The sequence below is a fragment of the Gordonia sp. ABKF26 genome (assembly GCF_041103195.1).
Classification (GTDB): Bacteria; Actinomycetota; Actinomycetes; order Mycobacteriales; family Mycobacteriaceae; genus Gordonia; species Gordonia terrae.
Genome location: NZ_JBGCVZ010000007.1, coordinates 16,635 through 31,413, shown reverse-complemented (window position 1 = coordinate 31,413; position 14,779 = coordinate 16,635). Strand labels below are relative to the sequence as shown.

The 14,779-nt window shown below is 63.4% G+C and carries 13 protein-coding genes; 5 read left to right on the top strand and 8 right to left on the bottom strand.

Annotated elements, in window-relative coordinates:
* Nucleotides 1-544 precede the first annotated feature (544 nt).
* A complete protein-coding gene (locus AB4Z55_RS27400; RefSeq protein ID WP_369521191.1) occupies nt 545-1,039 on the bottom strand; it encodes a ribbon-helix-helix protein, CopG family in 495 nt (164 codons plus the stop codon).
* 368 nt (nt 1,040-1,407) lie between these two features.
* Here AB4Z55_RS27400 and AB4Z55_RS27395 point away from each other — a divergent pair, with 368 nt between their 5' ends.
* Nucleotides 1,408-2,646: a hypothetical protein gene (locus AB4Z55_RS27395; RefSeq protein WP_369521190.1), complete on the top strand. Its 1,239-nt coding sequence runs from the start codon at nt 1,408-1,410 to the stop codon at nt 2,644-2,646.
* A gap of 14 nt (nt 2,647-2,660) precedes the next feature.
* Complete coding sequence (locus tag AB4Z55_RS27390) at nt 2,661-3,428, top strand: PIG-L deacetylase family protein (RefSeq protein ID WP_369521189.1); 768 nt, start codon at nt 2,661-2,663, stop codon at nt 3,426-3,428.
* A gap of 112 nt (nt 3,429-3,540) precedes the next feature.
* Here AB4Z55_RS27390 and AB4Z55_RS27385 read toward each other — a convergent pair whose 3' ends face one another.
* On the bottom strand, nt 3,541-4,482 hold the full coding sequence (locus AB4Z55_RS27385; RefSeq protein WP_369521188.1) for a zeta toxin family protein: 942 nt from the start codon (nt 4,480-4,482) through the stop codon (nt 3,541-3,543).
* On the bottom strand, nt 4,475-4,714 hold the full coding sequence (locus AB4Z55_RS27380) for a hypothetical protein (protein WP_369521187.1): 240 nt from the start codon (nt 4,712-4,714) through the stop codon (nt 4,475-4,477). Before AB4Z55_RS27380 ends, AB4Z55_RS27385 begins: the two co-directional genes overlap by 8 nt.
* A gap of 199 nt (nt 4,715-4,913) precedes the next feature.
* Here AB4Z55_RS27380 and AB4Z55_RS27375 point away from each other — a divergent pair, with 199 nt between their 5' ends.
* Complete coding sequence (locus AB4Z55_RS27375; RefSeq protein ID WP_369521186.1) at nt 4,914-7,676, top strand: NACHT domain-containing NTPase; 2,763 nt, start codon at nt 4,914-4,916, stop codon at nt 7,674-7,676.
* A 442-nt stretch (nt 7,677-8,118) separates the two neighbouring features.
* Nucleotides 8,119-8,943, top strand: a complete 825-nt coding sequence (locus AB4Z55_RS27370; RefSeq protein WP_369521185.1) for a hypothetical protein — start codon at nt 8,119-8,121, stop codon at nt 8,941-8,943.
* Nucleotides 8,944-9,063: 120 nt separating this feature from the next.
* Here the strand turns inward: AB4Z55_RS27370 and AB4Z55_RS27365 are convergent, their stop codons facing one another.
* Complete coding sequence (locus AB4Z55_RS27365; RefSeq protein ID WP_369521184.1) at nt 9,064-9,555, bottom strand: hypothetical protein; 492 nt, start codon at nt 9,553-9,555, stop codon at nt 9,064-9,066.
* Between the two features lie 113 nt (nt 9,556-9,668).
* On the opposite strand from AB4Z55_RS27365, the gene AB4Z55_RS27360 reads away from it, so the two are divergent.
* A complete protein-coding gene (locus AB4Z55_RS27360; RefSeq protein WP_369521183.1) occupies nt 9,669-10,844 on the top strand; it encodes an SAVED domain-containing protein in 1,176 nt (391 codons plus the stop codon).
* Between the two features lie 58 nt (nt 10,845-10,902).
* On the opposite strand, the gene AB4Z55_RS27355 is transcribed toward AB4Z55_RS27360, so the two are convergent.
* The 4 genes from AB4Z55_RS27355 to AB4Z55_RS27340 form a co-directional block, all read right to left on the bottom strand.
* Nucleotides 10,903-12,669: a ThiF family adenylyltransferase gene (locus AB4Z55_RS27355; RefSeq protein WP_369521182.1), complete on the bottom strand. Its 1,767-nt coding sequence runs from the start codon at nt 12,667-12,669 to the stop codon at nt 10,903-10,905.
* Nucleotides 12,666-13,676, bottom strand: coding sequence for a cyclic GMP-AMP synthase DncV-like nucleotidyltransferase (locus AB4Z55_RS27350; RefSeq protein ID WP_369521181.1), 1,011 nt, complete (start codon nt 13,674-13,676; stop codon nt 12,666-12,668). The genes AB4Z55_RS27355 and AB4Z55_RS27350 overlap by 4 nt, the downstream gene beginning before the upstream one ends.
* 78 nt (nt 13,677-13,754) lie before the next feature.
* Nucleotides 13,755-14,120, bottom strand: a complete 366-nt coding sequence (locus AB4Z55_RS27345) for an XRE family transcriptional regulator (RefSeq protein WP_369521180.1) — start codon at nt 14,118-14,120, stop codon at nt 13,755-13,757.
* A complete protein-coding gene (locus tag AB4Z55_RS27340) occupies nt 14,120-14,569 on the bottom strand; it encodes a hypothetical protein (RefSeq protein WP_369521179.1) in 450 nt (149 codons plus the stop codon). The genes AB4Z55_RS27345 and AB4Z55_RS27340 overlap by 1 nt, the downstream gene beginning before the upstream one ends.
* Nucleotides 14,570-14,779: the final 210 nt, after the last annotated feature.

Genomic DNA, 14,779 nt, shown 5'->3' with positions numbered 1-14,779 from the left:
AACGGGGCGCAAGCGCCCCGTCGGGGGTTCGGGCGCGCAAGCGCGCCCGAAGGGGCGCCGCAAGCGGCGCCGTGGTGGCGTGCGTTTCGGTGTCCCACTCCCACATCGGCCTACGGCCGATTGGCTGGATTGTGGTTGTGGTGCAACGTGTTTCATGTCTCCAACTCTATCACGACTCCCGTCGGGCAACGGGCCGGGACGCCGCCGTGTCGGCCTGCGGCCGACCCTGCACCCACACCAACCGACCGCCCTGCGGACGCTCTCTGACTCCATATGAAACATACTACCGCACAACATAATTAAAACCCATTGCCACACAACCGATTCCCTACGGGAATCTACGCCTGACGCGACCGTTCATTGCTCATGCAACCAAAAAGGCCGGCGCGCCACCCGTTGGTCAAATACCAGGGGAAAAGACGCCCCATCGCTGGGCCAAGCCGAAACCGGAGAGGTCGTGTACCGATCTGCTCACAAAAACGCTCCAGCCCCCTCGGCCGAAAACAGGCCGACAGGGGCTGGAGATCGTGCGGATTCTTAGATGTCAGGACAGGCCGGCAAGTACTTTGGCGCGCGCCTCCGACACCTCATTGATCATCGTCGCGATGACAGAGTTCTCACTCTTACGTAGGTCGGTGTACCAGGCGACCGCGGTGCGCACGACATCAGCAAGCTTCACTCCATCAAGCACGGCAAGAGCCTCGACCTTGACATAGTCCGACGCGTCGATCTTCAACGTGACAGGGTCGCCCAGAGTGACTCGGTCCTCGCTGGCTACTTCGTCAGCTGGGCCGCCGGTCAATGGAGCCACAAGGGCGTCCAACCGACGGTGAGCGGCTTCAATCTCCTTGGCGAGAGTCGGCGACGACTGCCGCATCGAGTGATATTTCGAGATCGCCTCACGGATGAGATCAGCTTGCGAAGTTCCTCGCTTCGCCAGCAACGCCAGGACTTCCAACGTCTCAGCCTGCCCTTCTCCCAGCTTGACTGTGACCTGCTGAGTACGCCTGTGACCTGCGCCCTTAACGTTGTTGCTCACTACATCAGCCCCTCTCACGTGGCCTTAGTGCTCGATTCGCCCGATCGAGCCTTGCGGGTAGACGACGCCGAATTCCTAGGTTCCGAACGTCCTCTGCATCTGGTATGGAAGCTCGCCGCGATCCGCTAGGGTCCGCGCGAACGACGTGACCGTACCAGCATTTCGCTGTCTCTCACACCTAGAACATACCGCCTTTACACATTCTCAACGCAGTCAGAACCCCACAAGTGACACGATTGACTGCCGGTCGTTACAACAGGTCAGTGTCCTGACGCAGACTTTCCACACTTGTTAAGTCGGTGTACTGTTGCCTCAACCCGCCGCAACCGGGCGGTGGGTTGCTCGACCACCTGGGAAAGGACCTCCTGATGGCCGACTTGTTCTACCCCGACCCTGAAGGCCGCGAAAACGACGGCGCCTCCGTTGCCCCGCGGCTTCGCAGGATTGTCTCCATCCACACCGAGACAATTGACTACATCAACCGCCGCAGCGCATACCCCCGCACAACCGAATTCCTCGCCGACCAGGAGGAATGGGAGAAGTACCCACACAGGGATCTGCCGGCCGACGAGTCTGCCGAGGCGTTGAGATCGCTGCTCGCGGCGGGCAACGACCGAGTCGCCGACGCCGGCCTCGAGCAGACAGAGGACGACCGTCTCGTGCACTACATGCTGGTGGACGCATACCAGGACGTCTTTCAGGACGTCGGCGGGATCGTGGTGATCGGAGAAGAAGCTCCCGACACTGCATACGCGATATGGCGTCAGCTCCCCATCGGCCAGATGTACATAGTTCTCGACGCGATCGACGGCACTCTGCCGCGCCAGGTTTCCGGCGAGGGCGCGTCGATCAACGCCAGCATCTACCTCCGAGCGGGCGAGATCGTCGCCGACATCGCCCACGACACGTTGTTGGCTACCGTCACCACCAAGACCTCCGGAACCCATCTCATCGGCCAGCATCCGGGAAGCACGTTCGTGGCCCACCGCGACGGCCCGATCGTGCGGCTCTCCGAGTTCGGCGTTCGCGCCGACCAGGTACGCCTGGGTTCCGTCGCTGTTGTCGCAGCACAGGGTCATCACCGCGAAGGCCCAGCCGCGGTGTTGCTCGACACGATTGTGCGGGGTTGGAACTTGCCGGCCACGCGCTCAGGGTCCAGAGTCATCACCGACCCCTCGCTCACAGTGTTCACCGGCGGCGGTGCGCCTGCGCTGTTCGCCTATGCCGCAGGACACCTCGAGACGGTCGTGTTCCCCAAGCCCCAGACCGTGCACGACGTCACCGGGATCGTCCACACCGCAGCACTCGGTGGGCACATTTTCCTGCTCGGTGGCGAGGAAATCGGTCTCGACGAACTCCGGTACTGGTGCCAGACCGTTGCGCACCCCAAGTCGAAGGCATACCGGCCCGTACCAGCGCTGCTCCTCTCCCGCGACGAGACACGGGGTCGCATCATCGCCGAGCGCATGGGAGAAGCCGGTCCCTGGACCCAGCTGATGGCTGTCGATATGGGCGAGCCGGATTCCCGACCTGTGATGCCACCGGTAACCGACGAGAAGTGGGACAACAACGAGTCCCATGACGATGACGACGAGGGCGCCTGGTGATCACCGTCCTGACCGTGAGCCCTCACCCCGACGACGAGATCATCGGGGCGGGGGCCACGCTCATCGCGATGCAGCGCCGTGGACACCGCGTGGTCAACCTGGCATGCTCTCTCGGACGCCCTGACGACAGGGTGCGCCGACACAATGAACTACTTGGCGCGACACAGATTGCCGGGTTCGACAACGTGATCCTCGACCCGCCAGCGACCATCGGCGGCGACGAGGACCTCGATGCCGGTGTCGCCGCAGTGCACACAGCAGTCGCCGCGCTCATCGACGAGCTTCGCGCCGACATCGTCGTCAGCCCACACCCCCACGACGGGCACCACGGTCACGAAGCCGTCGCTCGCGGTGTCCTCGCTGCCGTTAAGGCTCGACCCAAGGTTGTTTGGTGGATGTGGGGCCTGTGGCGCGACCTCCCGATGCCGACCCTCTACGTCCCTTACGAAGAGAGCGTCATGGGCGTCGTCACTCGGGCGATCGCAGAGCATCGTGGCGAGAACGAACGCAACGGTTACGACCGAATGGTCCACGGCCGAGCCGCCGCCTACCGATGCCTGGGCTCTGAACGAGTGTTCGGGTTCGGCGCCCCCGCCGCCTCTCCCCACCCTTATGCCGATCTCCTCACCGAGGCCCGGTACAACACCTGTGCGCACCTGTGGCAATTCAGCGCACCGAGAACTCTCGATGCCGTGCAACCCCTCGACCATCTATGGAGTACCGAGGACATGGCCTGGCTCGTCGAGGGACCGCCCCTCAACGACCGCCGACGTAGCGGCTGAGACGAAGCACCGCCCCCGGATCGCAGACCATCCCAAACGCACAGGTCGCACTCGCCGGCCGCGGTCGATGAGGTTGTTCCAAAGTAGGTCGACGCAGTTGCGCGAGGTGCCCTCATCGACGGGCGTAATAGGGGCGAGTGATATCGCCACCCCCACCACGCCGGCCGCGCACGACCCGCACTCCCGCCGGCGCTGTCGTCAGCAAATCTAGGTATTCCCCGTCGAGGTCAAGTTGGGTCAGCAACGCCGCCACCTGCTCGTCACTCCCGTGATGCGCGCGCAGGTATGCCTCAACACTGTCCGCCCGCCTACGCCACTCATGAAAGTCAGCGATCCCCATCTGGCGTTTGAGCCATTCGCGGTCACACACTTCCCGCACCCGCGCTAGCCCTGGTCGCGGTGCGGTGTCACTGTCGTAGAGAACTCCTACGCGATCCCACACCACGAAACGGTCGAACGCTTCCTCCCGGTGTAGCCTGACGATGGTTTTGCGTAACGACGCGAACGCCTGGTCGTGGGCATCCACGTCGGTGAATCGTGCCGGCAACCCCGCCGCGGCATCACTGACGTAGCGGTCGGCGATCGACAGGCGACTCACCTCCGGGACCACCGCCACAGCGTGCACTTCCACCCGAAACCCCGCGTCTCGAAACATCACCGCGGTACCCGCAGCAACCTCCGGGGATCGGAACGTGCCCTCCACCAGCACACTCACCCGCTCACGCACCGCATACTCGATCGCGCGCCGAACCCAAGCCCCAGAGGCCTGCGCTGTCACCCCCGGCATCCGCAACGGTGCATAACGCTGCACAAGACGATAGCCAGGATGGAACGGCCGTAGATCGTCCCCGATGATCTCCACCAAGTCCTGCCCGCTGCGCTGACGAGCCGCCGCACCCACCCGGCTTTTCCCCGCACCCGGTTGGCCGCCGACCATGATCACAATGGGATCCTCCGATGAAGCGGATTCCCCGAACAACACCGGGCACACCGCGTTCTCGAAAATCCCGTCCACCACATCCTCGGGCAAGACGGAACTCATCGGATCAAGCAAGGGCGGCGCGTTCCTTGAACGACTGCGTCAGCAACCGCTGAGCGTCGATATCGCCAGCAGGCACCGCCATCATCTCAGCGCGAATCGCGCGGATCGCCGCCACATTCTCCGCTGACAACGGCCTCAGAGCACTCGTCATCGCATACCGAGCGATCAGCTGATTACCCGCCTCGCGCATCCGGTCATACACGACGACAGGGTCACGCGTCTCATAACGCACGTCCACAGCCATGCCACCCATCCTAACCAGCCGCAGTGCACCACGCGGGCCACAGCCCAGGGCTTCTCCCTCCGCAGGTCCTGGATCTCCATGGCCTCCTCGAGGTCGGGATCGGCGCTACGCACCGCCCGATGCGTCGAAGGTACGCGGTCCCCGGCTGCGCAGTGCACGCTCAGTGACGAACTCTAAGACCGAACTAGGCTTGTCGGTCATGACCTACGACTTCTCGAGGCTCGGCCCGGATGGCTTCGAGCAGTTGGTGCAGGCTCTTGCCCTCGCGAGCGTCGGGGGTCAGGTTCGGATCTTCGGCGACGGGCGCGATGGTGGCCGCGAAGCCACTTTCGTTGGGGAGTGCCACGTGCTCGGCGGCGGAGATTGGGACGGCTATGGCGTGATCCAGGCGAAGTTCAAGAGTCGCATCACGTCCACAGGAGCGGACCAGAGTTGGTTCTTTTCCGAGGCGACGAAAGAGCTCGACGCTTGGGTGGGCCGGGGTCGGAAGACACGGCGAGTGCCGCCTCCGGAGTACCTCGTGTTCGCGACCAATGTCGTACTAACTCCAGCGAACCAGAACGGCGGCGCCGATCGCTTCGAACGGCTGATGATGGAGTACCGGGACCTCACCGACCACGGGAAGCCACCTCAGAAGGTTGGGCTTCCCGGCCTGAAAGGTTGGGCCGCTTGGCATCCCGACCAGTTGACCGCACTCTTGGACAACTACCCGGCGGTCCGGCATCGGTTCGCCGACCTCATCATGCCCGGCGATGTCCTGTCCCGGTTGTTCGATCATGTCGCTGAGCAGGACGCGCGAATTTCCCAGACCCTAGTGACGCACTTGGTGCAGACGCTGAAAGCCGACCTGATGGTCGAGCTGGGCGAGTCCGGCGACCAGTCCTCGCAGCGGCTAAGGCTGGAGCAGGTAGCGGTCGATCTTCCCGCGCAGTTCGGCCCGAGCGGCAGCACCTCAGAGCGGGACATGGTGCTGCACCGGATTATCTCGGACGCCGACCACGTACGCGATCCGGAATTCGGTCTCACCAGCAACGCCCAGATCATCGTTCTCGGCGGCCCAGGCACCGGAAAGACCACACTCTCGCGCACGCTATGCCAGATCTACCGCGCCGCACTCCTGCAGGGCCGGAACCCGGTTCTAACCCAGCAAGATGCGGAGACCGCCCACAGGGTCTGGGAAGCATTCACCGCTCACGGCCTTCCCACGCCGAGACTGCATCGCTTTCCAGTGCGGGTAGTGCTGAGCGAGTTCGCCGACGCACTCAGCGCCGACCGCACCCTGACTATGCTGCAGCACATTACAAATGTGATCAACCGCCGGCAGTCCGATCCATTGAACATCACCGACGCCAAACTCTTGTTCGCGCGGTGGCCGATCCTGGTCGTCCTCGACGGCCTCGATGAGGTCGCCGCCGCCAACGATCGACATCTGACCAATGAGCTTATCGACGACTTCCGCGCCGAACTGGCCGCCCAGCGCGTCGACGCGCTGATCGTATGCACCACGCGGCCGACGGGCTACACCTTCGACGGCAGTTCTGGGTTCGAGCTTGCCCACCTGTCCCGCCTGACCCGAGGCGAGGCCCTCGACTACGCATCTCGCCTCCTACAGACCAGATTCCCAGCCGACGAGGACCGTCAGGACAAGGTGATGACGAGGGTCCGCCGGGCGGCCGACGAACCTGAGACCGCGCGCCTGATGACCACCCCACTGCAGGTGACCATCGTCGCGCTCCTCCTGGAGCAACGAACTCGCGCACCGCATAGCCGGTTCGCATTGTTCAACGCGTACTACGAGACGATCTACGCGCGCGAACGCAACAAACACCCCACAGCCGACCTCCTGTTTGAGCGATACCAGCACCAACTCGACCGCATCCACCAGCAGTGCGCCCTTACCATCCACGTACAGGCCGAGCAGTCCGGCGACGCCGAATCGATTCTCGCGAAGGAACTCCTGTCGGACATCACAACCCGAGTCATCGACAGTGACGGTTACACCGGCGAGGAAGCTCACCGTATGGCGACCCAAATCGATGAACTGGCCACGACCAGGCTCGTGCTGATCGTTCCTCGTGGGGAGGGCGTGGCCTTCGAGGTCCGCACGCTCACAGAGTTCTTCGCTGCTAAGCGCCTCATGCAGTCATCCGATCCGTCGGACATCCTCGAAGCCCTAATTCCGTCGGCACACTGGCGGCATACCTGGCTACTCGCGGCCGGTCTTGTGTTCCACGAACGCCCCTACCAACGCGATATGGTGCTCAACCGCCTCAACTCGATCGATCAGCAGACGGCCGTGAACCGCCTCGTCCAGCCCGGCGCGCTCGCGGCAGTCAACGCTCTGCTCGATGGCTTCGCGGCGAATACACCCCGGTGGCAGCGGGACTTCGCGCGGTCGGCGTTGCGCCTGGTCGACGGCCCCAGCGGCAAACACATAGAAGATCTCAGTGATGCCCTGGTCAGCTTGATGCCCGACGACGCGACGCTGAGCGAGGTGGTGTGGGACGAGCTGGATCGTCGGCTGCGCACCTCGTTTGCCGGTGCCGCACGCACCCTTCTAATCCTGCTGGCTCAGGCGCCAGACGCCCTCGGGGTGCACGCGCAACGGCGGATTGACCAGTACGCAGTCAGCGGTGATCGAGCAAAGCGGGCGACCAAGAAGCCGACGATCTCGACATCCTTCATGACCGATGCCGTGGACGCCGTGTGCAGAGCATACGGCCACACCAGGTCCGAAGATCTGGAGGCCGACTGGCAGAACGTCCTGGACATGGCCGCCACGGCTCTGTCCGGAACGGGCGGCGGCGACGCAACCATCGAGGGAGTGCGGGAAATCGTGTGCCGGGGCGCGGCCGCCGACGACGACGCGGCGACCGTGATCCGTCCACGCATAGCCGAGGCGCTGCTACTGGACCGGGTGGGTCATCGCATTGCGGACTTGGCCGGGATCATGGAACCGTAGCCGACCCACGCGCATGGAGGCCGGCGGTCAACATGAGCGATGGCCAGTCGCCGGCGTTCGGGTCGCGGGTGTAGGCCGTGCGCAGCAAAGGGTCGAAGCTGGTGATCTGGGTGTCGTCTCGCCAAACCATCTCGGGACAGCGACACGATTTCGCGGCCGCGAGACAGTTCAGCCATATCGGTGTCGCTGCCAGCGGCCAGGCTGGTCGGCGCCACGGTGATCGTCCAGGTGTTGGCCGCCGTCCTGGCCGCCAGAACGGTATAGCTCCTCTCTGCTTCGCGACCTCCGATCTGCACGCGGGGTGGCACAAACACCTCGAGACCCGGCCGACACCGAAACCACCAACCCCCATCCCTTCTCGAATCCATCACGAAACTCGCACCGGCGCTTCAGACTCGACGCTGAGTAGCAAGGTCTCTCGAGGTCCGTATCATCAACGGCCGTGAACGATGTCGACCGCGAAAACTACACCCACTTGGCCGAGATGGCGTACACCCGCCGTGTCCGGTTGCAGAGCATCACCGTGCAGCCGGGCTCCGAAATCGCGGCGGACAACGCCTATCTCAACCCCGTTAAGCGCACTTTCGAGGAGTACGTGTGGCAGTTCCTCGGTAGCGCCATCGACCACCTCCGGTTGATCGGCGAAGCCGGTAGCAGGCAGCCAGTGACCAACCCGTTCGCGTTCGCGACCCTAGCTCGTACAGCCATAACGACAACTGCGACCGCACTGTGGTCCCTCGATAGCAACCAGGCGACGCGCCGGGTCCGGATTCTCGAAGTCATCGCCAAGGACTACGCCTCGTACGAGGACTACCGCCGCACCGTCGAGCCGAAGTTCACGTCGCCGGAGGAAGTGCGCAAGTTCGACGACGAGACACAGGAGCTCAATAGACGGGCGTCATGGCTTCTGGCTGAGTACAAGTCGGCGACCGGCAAAACTCCTACTAAGCTCAAGAGCATCGGCGCCGACGTCACCGACACCCTGATGGTCAAAGCGGCCGGCAACTTCCTGGACCCCGCACCGTTCACCAACGGCCTAGGACCAGATGCGGAACTCCTCTCGATGTGGCAGCACCTCAGCGGTTACGCGCACGGCCGACCCTGGGCATACCAAGGGGCCAAGACCACAATCGGACCTGCTGACGCCAACGGACAGGCGCCACAGACCATTTCAGGACAGCCGACGACGATCATCTCCGCCGCAGCAGCCGTCCTGACGCTGATGGACACCGCGTTCGACACAGCAGACAGGCTCAGTGACGTCTGATTGCGACCTTTGGCCGCCGTCAGATCGTTGAGGGCGTCCGTCTACTAACGGGAGCGGCGAGGGAGCGATGAGATGGCGATAGGTTCGGCTGCGTCCCATTGCGCTGTCGGTGTAGTCAGATTAATGCCTGGCGTAGAACTCGATTCGCGAGATCGACACGTCATCGGCGAACTCTGTGCTGGTAGCCGTGAACGGCAACAGACCTTCGGCGCGGCGATCCACCTCGCTATCGCCCAGCGCTGTGGACAGTGACACCGCCGAACTTCCCTCAATTCGCTGCCCAGACAACGTGATAAGCCTCCACCTGGTCGGGGCCACGCTCAGCGAGCCTGACTCCATCTCGACCACCACCGGGAAAACAATGGTGCGTGACTCAAACGATGGCTGATCAATCAGTTCAGGGGAGTCGATTACCCTGATACGGGCGGTGGCGTCCTCTGTCTTGACGGTCTGATCAGCTCCAATCCCGCCGTCTACCGGCGTGATCGACGAGGTCGGCAGCTGCGGCGATCGCTCCGAGGTGCCTGCCCGGGCAGGAGAAGACGGCAAGCTCGTGACGGCACTGGCAGCCGATGAAGCGTCGGACGGGGCACACGAAAGGGTGGAACCCATGTTTGCGCCTGATGTGCGGGTGGGGCCGCCTCCTAGTTGAGAGCGACGCTGTACACCTTCGCTGCCCCGTAATGTGATCGGTCAGATAATTGCGACAGCAGAAGGTGGCAGTCATGGCACGAGGCGACGGTCGAGACACGCTCGTCAGGCGCGGCGACATCAAAGACAGCGTTCGCAACGCCTTGTGGGCCAGGGCTGCCGGCAGATGCACCATCTGCAACAGACGACTACTCGGCGATACGAGAACCTACCTACATTCGGTGCTACTCGCGGAACTCGCGCACAATATCGGGGCTACCAGTAGTAGTGGGTCGCCCCGCTCGGCGCGATCAAACTACCACCCAGACACCGAAGCTGAGGAGAATCTGCTCCTACTCTGCCATGACTGCCACCGCATCATCGACCACCCCGAGCACATCGAGTTCTTCCCACCAGACAAGCTGCGCGAGATCAAGATGTCTTTCGAACGGCGCATCGAAATGGCTACCAGCGATGGTGGTCTCACTCGCACAGCGGCCCTGCGTGTGGGCGCGAACATCCACGGTTCATTTGCCCTCGCCTCACCGCACGAAGTGGCCGAAACACTGTTCCGCGCAAACTACCTCGGCCTCGTCGAGACACGACGAAGCGGTGACTTTACGTGCCGAATCTCGGGCAACGCGGGCGGCAAAGGATTCTGGCCAAGCGGCGAGCAGTCCATTGACGACACAGTCGAGCAAGTGCGCCAGGCCGTTGACAGCGGCGATGTCGCACATATCTCTGTCTTCGCCATCGCCCCTATCCCGCTGTTGGTCTATCTCGGTTGGCTCCTCGATGACAAGACACCGACACGGATCTATCAGAAACAGCGCGACCACACGGTGGGGTGGTCATGGAGCGACGATGCACGCGTCGTCGATTTCGCCATCGCCGTACCGGATACAGACCGGGACCCGAGTGACGTCGTGCTGTTATGCGAAGTCACCAGTGAGATCACGGTCGACCGGCTACCCGATCATCTATCCGCTGCCCCGGTGGTCACCCTGAAGCCGGCCCAGGTTCCACCCAGCCCGGTGCTAATCACCAATGAACAGACGCTAGCCAAGCTCGCGGCGCGCTGGCGGGAACTGCTCGCCCAGACCGAGAGCCGGTTCCCCGCCGCCCGGCGATGGCACCTCGTCGCGTCGGCGCCGGTATCGGTGGCCATCGAACTGGGGCGCGCGATCATGCGCGAGGCGCACCCCGCAGTCGACATCTACGAGCGGACCGCTGCGGCCTACGTGCGCGCGATCTCCATCAATGACACATGAGCGGTACGCCCGTGCACAGCTCTCAGTTAGCAAACGGGTGGGGCTTCTGCGCGGGGGGTCAGCCCGCCGGCACGTAGTCGCGGAGTGGCCCGGCTTCGCCATGAGGCAGGGAGATCAGATGGGTTCCCGACATCGCGGTTGGGGACTTCAGGTGGGCACCCAGGATGCTCGTGAGGCTCGCTGCGACTCCGGCCAGGTCAGCGGCTGATCCGTGAAAGGTGGGGACTGAACATCCGCGGGTGGGGATGAGTTCGTCTGCTGACCCCCGAGGCGCCGCCCAGAGTCCATGGAACGCCTCACGAGAACTGTCTACAAGTACGTGCTGGCCGGCGATCCGATCGATCGACAGCGGACCCATCGGTGAGGGGGGCATCGAGACCGTCATCACTCCGAGAGTCCCGGTTTGGAGATCGGTAGCCACCGACGCGACGGTCGGACGGTGAGAACCCTTGCACAAATCGTCGAGTCCCCGACCAACACCGATGCTGATGGTGGCGTCGATGATCACATCGATAGCATTCAGTTCCCTTGCGCCGGAACCGTTCGCAGGGTATTCCTCGACCTCGGGTGCCTCATTGACGGAGCGCAGCCGTCGGATAAGGGCCCGGGCCTTCGTCTCGCCGATGTCGTCCTCAACGTAGTTCTGCCGGACCAACAGGCCCCCCGAGATCGTCGCCGGGTCGCAGAGCAGCAGTGTTGCCGGACCGGCACGCATCACATACTCCGCGATCCACGAGCCCAATCCACCACATCCCCAGATCAGTACTGTCTTGCCGGCGAAGCCGGTTACCGGGCGTTGCGCGTCCCTGCGAGTGGTGACCTCGGCACGCTCGTCAGAGATCCGCCACCACTCCACGGCTGCATCTGTGTCCAGGTCACTGGCCTGAATGTCGATCATCGCACTCTTCTTTCTCGATGCCGCAGCAAGCGATCGCAATTGATCGGTGACCGAGGCGCTGATCCGTGCCGCAAGCAAGTGCACAGGCCCACCAGCCGGATGCGGGACAGCAGCAACGAACCCCTGCGGGCTGCCCTGCGGTTTGCGCAGCGCGCTTGCGGCCACCGCCGTCAAGAACATCCGGGCCTGATCGGTGCCTTTCGCCCGGCCAGGCCTGATCAAGGGAGTGGCCAGATTCGGGAGGTAGGGGTGATCCATGACGTAGAGCAGCTGCGCCAAGGTGTCGCCGGCCCCATAGGGCAGGTCGGTATCGAAGGTGATCAGGGGGAGATGATCTGCCGCGGTCTGGTCTAGAGGGCGAGTCAGCGTTAGGTCGTAACGTCGGGATGCCCGGCGAACAAGCCACGCATGTGAGGCGCGCCTGCTCGACGACACCGACTGTCGGACAACGATCGTCGGCACCTCTGCGCCGACATGGAGGACACCCCCGACCGCATGGTAGAGCGCAGTCCTTGCATCGAACCGCGCGCCGGCCGCATCGCGCAACCATCCGACCAGGCGATCGAGAAGCCCACCGATCCCTTGGGCAGGGTCCCACTCTCGTGCAGGATCGAGATATAGGCACAGCCGGTATCCACAGAGCACATGAGCGTGATGCAAAAACCGGCTGTGCTCCACATCAACGGACGGCGGCACCAGACTCGACAGGCCGACTGTCATCACGAACTCTTCATACGTGCGCAGCCGAACTCCACCCTCTGCGGCCGCGATCTCAGCGGTACGTAGTCGCACCTTGACCTGCAGTCCCCCGTCGGCAACCGATCGGGGCCGTCCGACGACTACCACTTCGTCCGGGAATGCGTGGGCAATGGCAGCCAGGTCCGACAGCACCGTGCGTTGCCACGCGCTGCGCGGACTGCGAGTCATCCCGCTCGTCCCGAGTGACTCACACTCGGTGTCGCGCCTCCCTCAGATCCGGTCGTCACCGGCGCATACCGGGCCGGGGACTCCTCCCCAGCAGGAAGTCGAAAGCGGGTGCCGAACAGCGCTTGCCACTTCCGCAGGCTCTCGTCACGATCAGTTTCGTGGTAGGCGTCCCGGATCTGCGCGGCGTGGGCGTGGATACGGTCGCGAAAGTACTCGTAGGTGGCGTTCGACCATCGATGGTCGAAGGAGGTGCCAGTCTGTGCCGGGTCCATGATCGGTGGCCGGCTTGGTCGGAACTGCAGCCAGTCGTCGAGGTCCGACACAATGTTCAGCAGTGCAGTTGGCAGATCGGCGTAGTAGCCAGGGTCAGTGATCGTGCGCCACCCCTCTACCCGTTCCCCTAGCAATGTGGTGAGCAGGATCGAACGCGTCCCGGTGAATGAGTTTCGGTGATCGCGCAAGTACTTCATGACCCTGATAACCTCGCGCAGATGCTTGTTGGCGATCTCGTCTTGACCCTGCATCCACGCCGTGAACGCCTCGGGGTCCGTGCGCTCCCAAGTATTGTTGTCGCGGTTAATAATCCATTGAGTTCCGTCCGAGCGACGCACAGACGGCACGATATCTATGTGCATCGCGTTCTCGGCGTATTCAAGGTAGACGCAACGACACTTTCGCCCGTGCGGCATGGTGCTATATGGCGAGGTGTTGTGCAGCACCCGGTAGACAGCGTCACCGTACCTCTTCAGATCAGTTCCCCACTCAGGGTTCTCCTCCATCTCGACCATAAAATCACCATCGAACGCTTTGCCGTTCTGCGGGTTGATGATGGTCTTTTGCGGCCAGGAGCCCTGGGGGACTTTCCTGTTGATCAGGCGTCCGAGATCATCGTCGGCAGTCAAGGCGGCGTAGACAGCATCGACGCGAGCCTCCAGGAGACCGAGTCGACCTTTCGATAAGTTAACGGTGTTCCTAAGGAAACTGTCGAACGCGTCAACATGCTTCATCTTTACTCCGATCAACGCCTAACACCGGCTGGACGCCATTGCAGCATGTTGGTACGACACGCCGGTGCTGCAACATACTCACAACCCAGCTCCGAACCGTTCGGGTAGCGCGACCTCGACGGTGCGGTCACCGAGCCGCGCGGTGATGGTGACGTCGGTGGCGCCGGCTGCGGCCAGGTAGTTGGCCAGTGTCGATAGCAGTAGGTCCTCGCGTGCCTCCAGCCCCGACACGGCGGCCTGTTTGATGCCCATGCGCTGGGCCAGCTCGGTCTGGGTCAGCTGCGCAGCTTGTCGGATAGCGGCCAGTCCCATCGCGTGCGCTCGGTCGGCCTGGGCCATCTCGGCGCGGATCGTCTCGACCCGCGCCGCGGTATCGGGGTCTGCCAACAGTTCCGCGATCCGCTCGTTGCCGCGCCGGAACGTGGCCCGCTTCTCCTCACTCATCAAATCTCGCCTCTCTCCGTCTCGGTTTGCCGTTTCCACGCCTCGATCGCGACATCGGCGCGTGGTCCGACGCTGTCGTAGAACACATCTCCCATGCGGGCCTTGTCCCCGGAAAACAGGGCCACCACCACATGCTCGTCGTCGGGGAACCACACGATGAGCCGCATCGCCACGCCCTCGCGGTACGGGTGCGACACCCGCCACACCACATACCGTTTCGACTGCCGCACCCGCTTGAGCGTCGCCGACTCCGCCGACGGCGCCTGCTCGAGGTCAGCGAGCACCTGCAACTCGGCCAGCAGCAGATCCAGCCGCAGCCGATCCGCGGCGTTGCCCGCCGCGGCCGACTCCTCCAGCCGGGTCAGGAAGTCGTCGAACTCGCTCGACCAATCGATCAACACACCGCAGATATTACTCGAAAGCAATATCGCTCGCAAGCGATACTGCATGGGTAGTGTGACCACGCGCGCCTGGGGTCGCGAGCGACGTGCTTTCAGTAGCGACCGCATCGTGGCCGCTACCGTGGACGAGTGGCGGTGTTCGTGCTCTCTGGCTGCGGCGACTTCGTGAGCAACGACCTGGGCCCGCGTGATATCGACGAGGACCGAGCGCGATCTACACTGTCGGAGTTACGAATCGCCGTGCCGGAAGGGTCCACG

What these genes read in the sequence shown, in the direction of transcription:
- AB4Z55_RS27395 (WP_369521190.1), top strand. Translation starts at nt 1,408, where the DNA reads ATGGCCGACTTGTTCTACCCCGACCCTGAAGGCCGCGAAAACGACGGC.
- AB4Z55_RS27380 (WP_369521187.1), bottom strand. Translation starts at nt 4,714, where the DNA reads ATGGCTGTGGACGTGCGTTATGAGACGCGTGACCCTGTCGTCGTGTAT.
- AB4Z55_RS27375 (WP_369521186.1), top strand. Translation starts at nt 4,914, where the DNA reads ATGACCTACGACTTCTCGAGGCTCGGCCCGGATGGCTTCGAGCAGTTG.
- AB4Z55_RS27365 (WP_369521184.1), bottom strand. Translation starts at nt 9,555, where the DNA reads ATGGGTTCCACCCTTTCGTGTGCCCCGTCCGACGCTTCATCGGCTGCC.
- AB4Z55_RS27360 (WP_369521183.1), top strand. Translation starts at nt 9,669, where the DNA reads ATGGCACGAGGCGACGGTCGAGACACGCTCGTCAGGCGCGGCGACATC.
- AB4Z55_RS27355 (WP_369521182.1), bottom strand. Translation starts at nt 12,669, where the DNA reads ATGACTCGCAGTCCGCGCAGCGCGTGGCAACGCACGGTGCTGTCGGAC.
- AB4Z55_RS27350 (WP_369521181.1), bottom strand. Translation starts at nt 13,676, where the DNA reads ATGAAGCATGTTGACGCGTTCGACAGTTTCCTTAGGAACACCGTTAAC.
- AB4Z55_RS27345 (WP_369521180.1), bottom strand. Translation starts at nt 14,120, where the DNA reads ATGAGTGAGGAGAAGCGGGCCACGTTCCGGCGCGGCAACGAGCGGATC.
- AB4Z55_RS27340 (WP_369521179.1), bottom strand. Translation starts at nt 14,569, where the DNA reads ATGCAGTATCGCTTGCGAGCGATATTGCTTTCGAGTAATATCTGCGGT.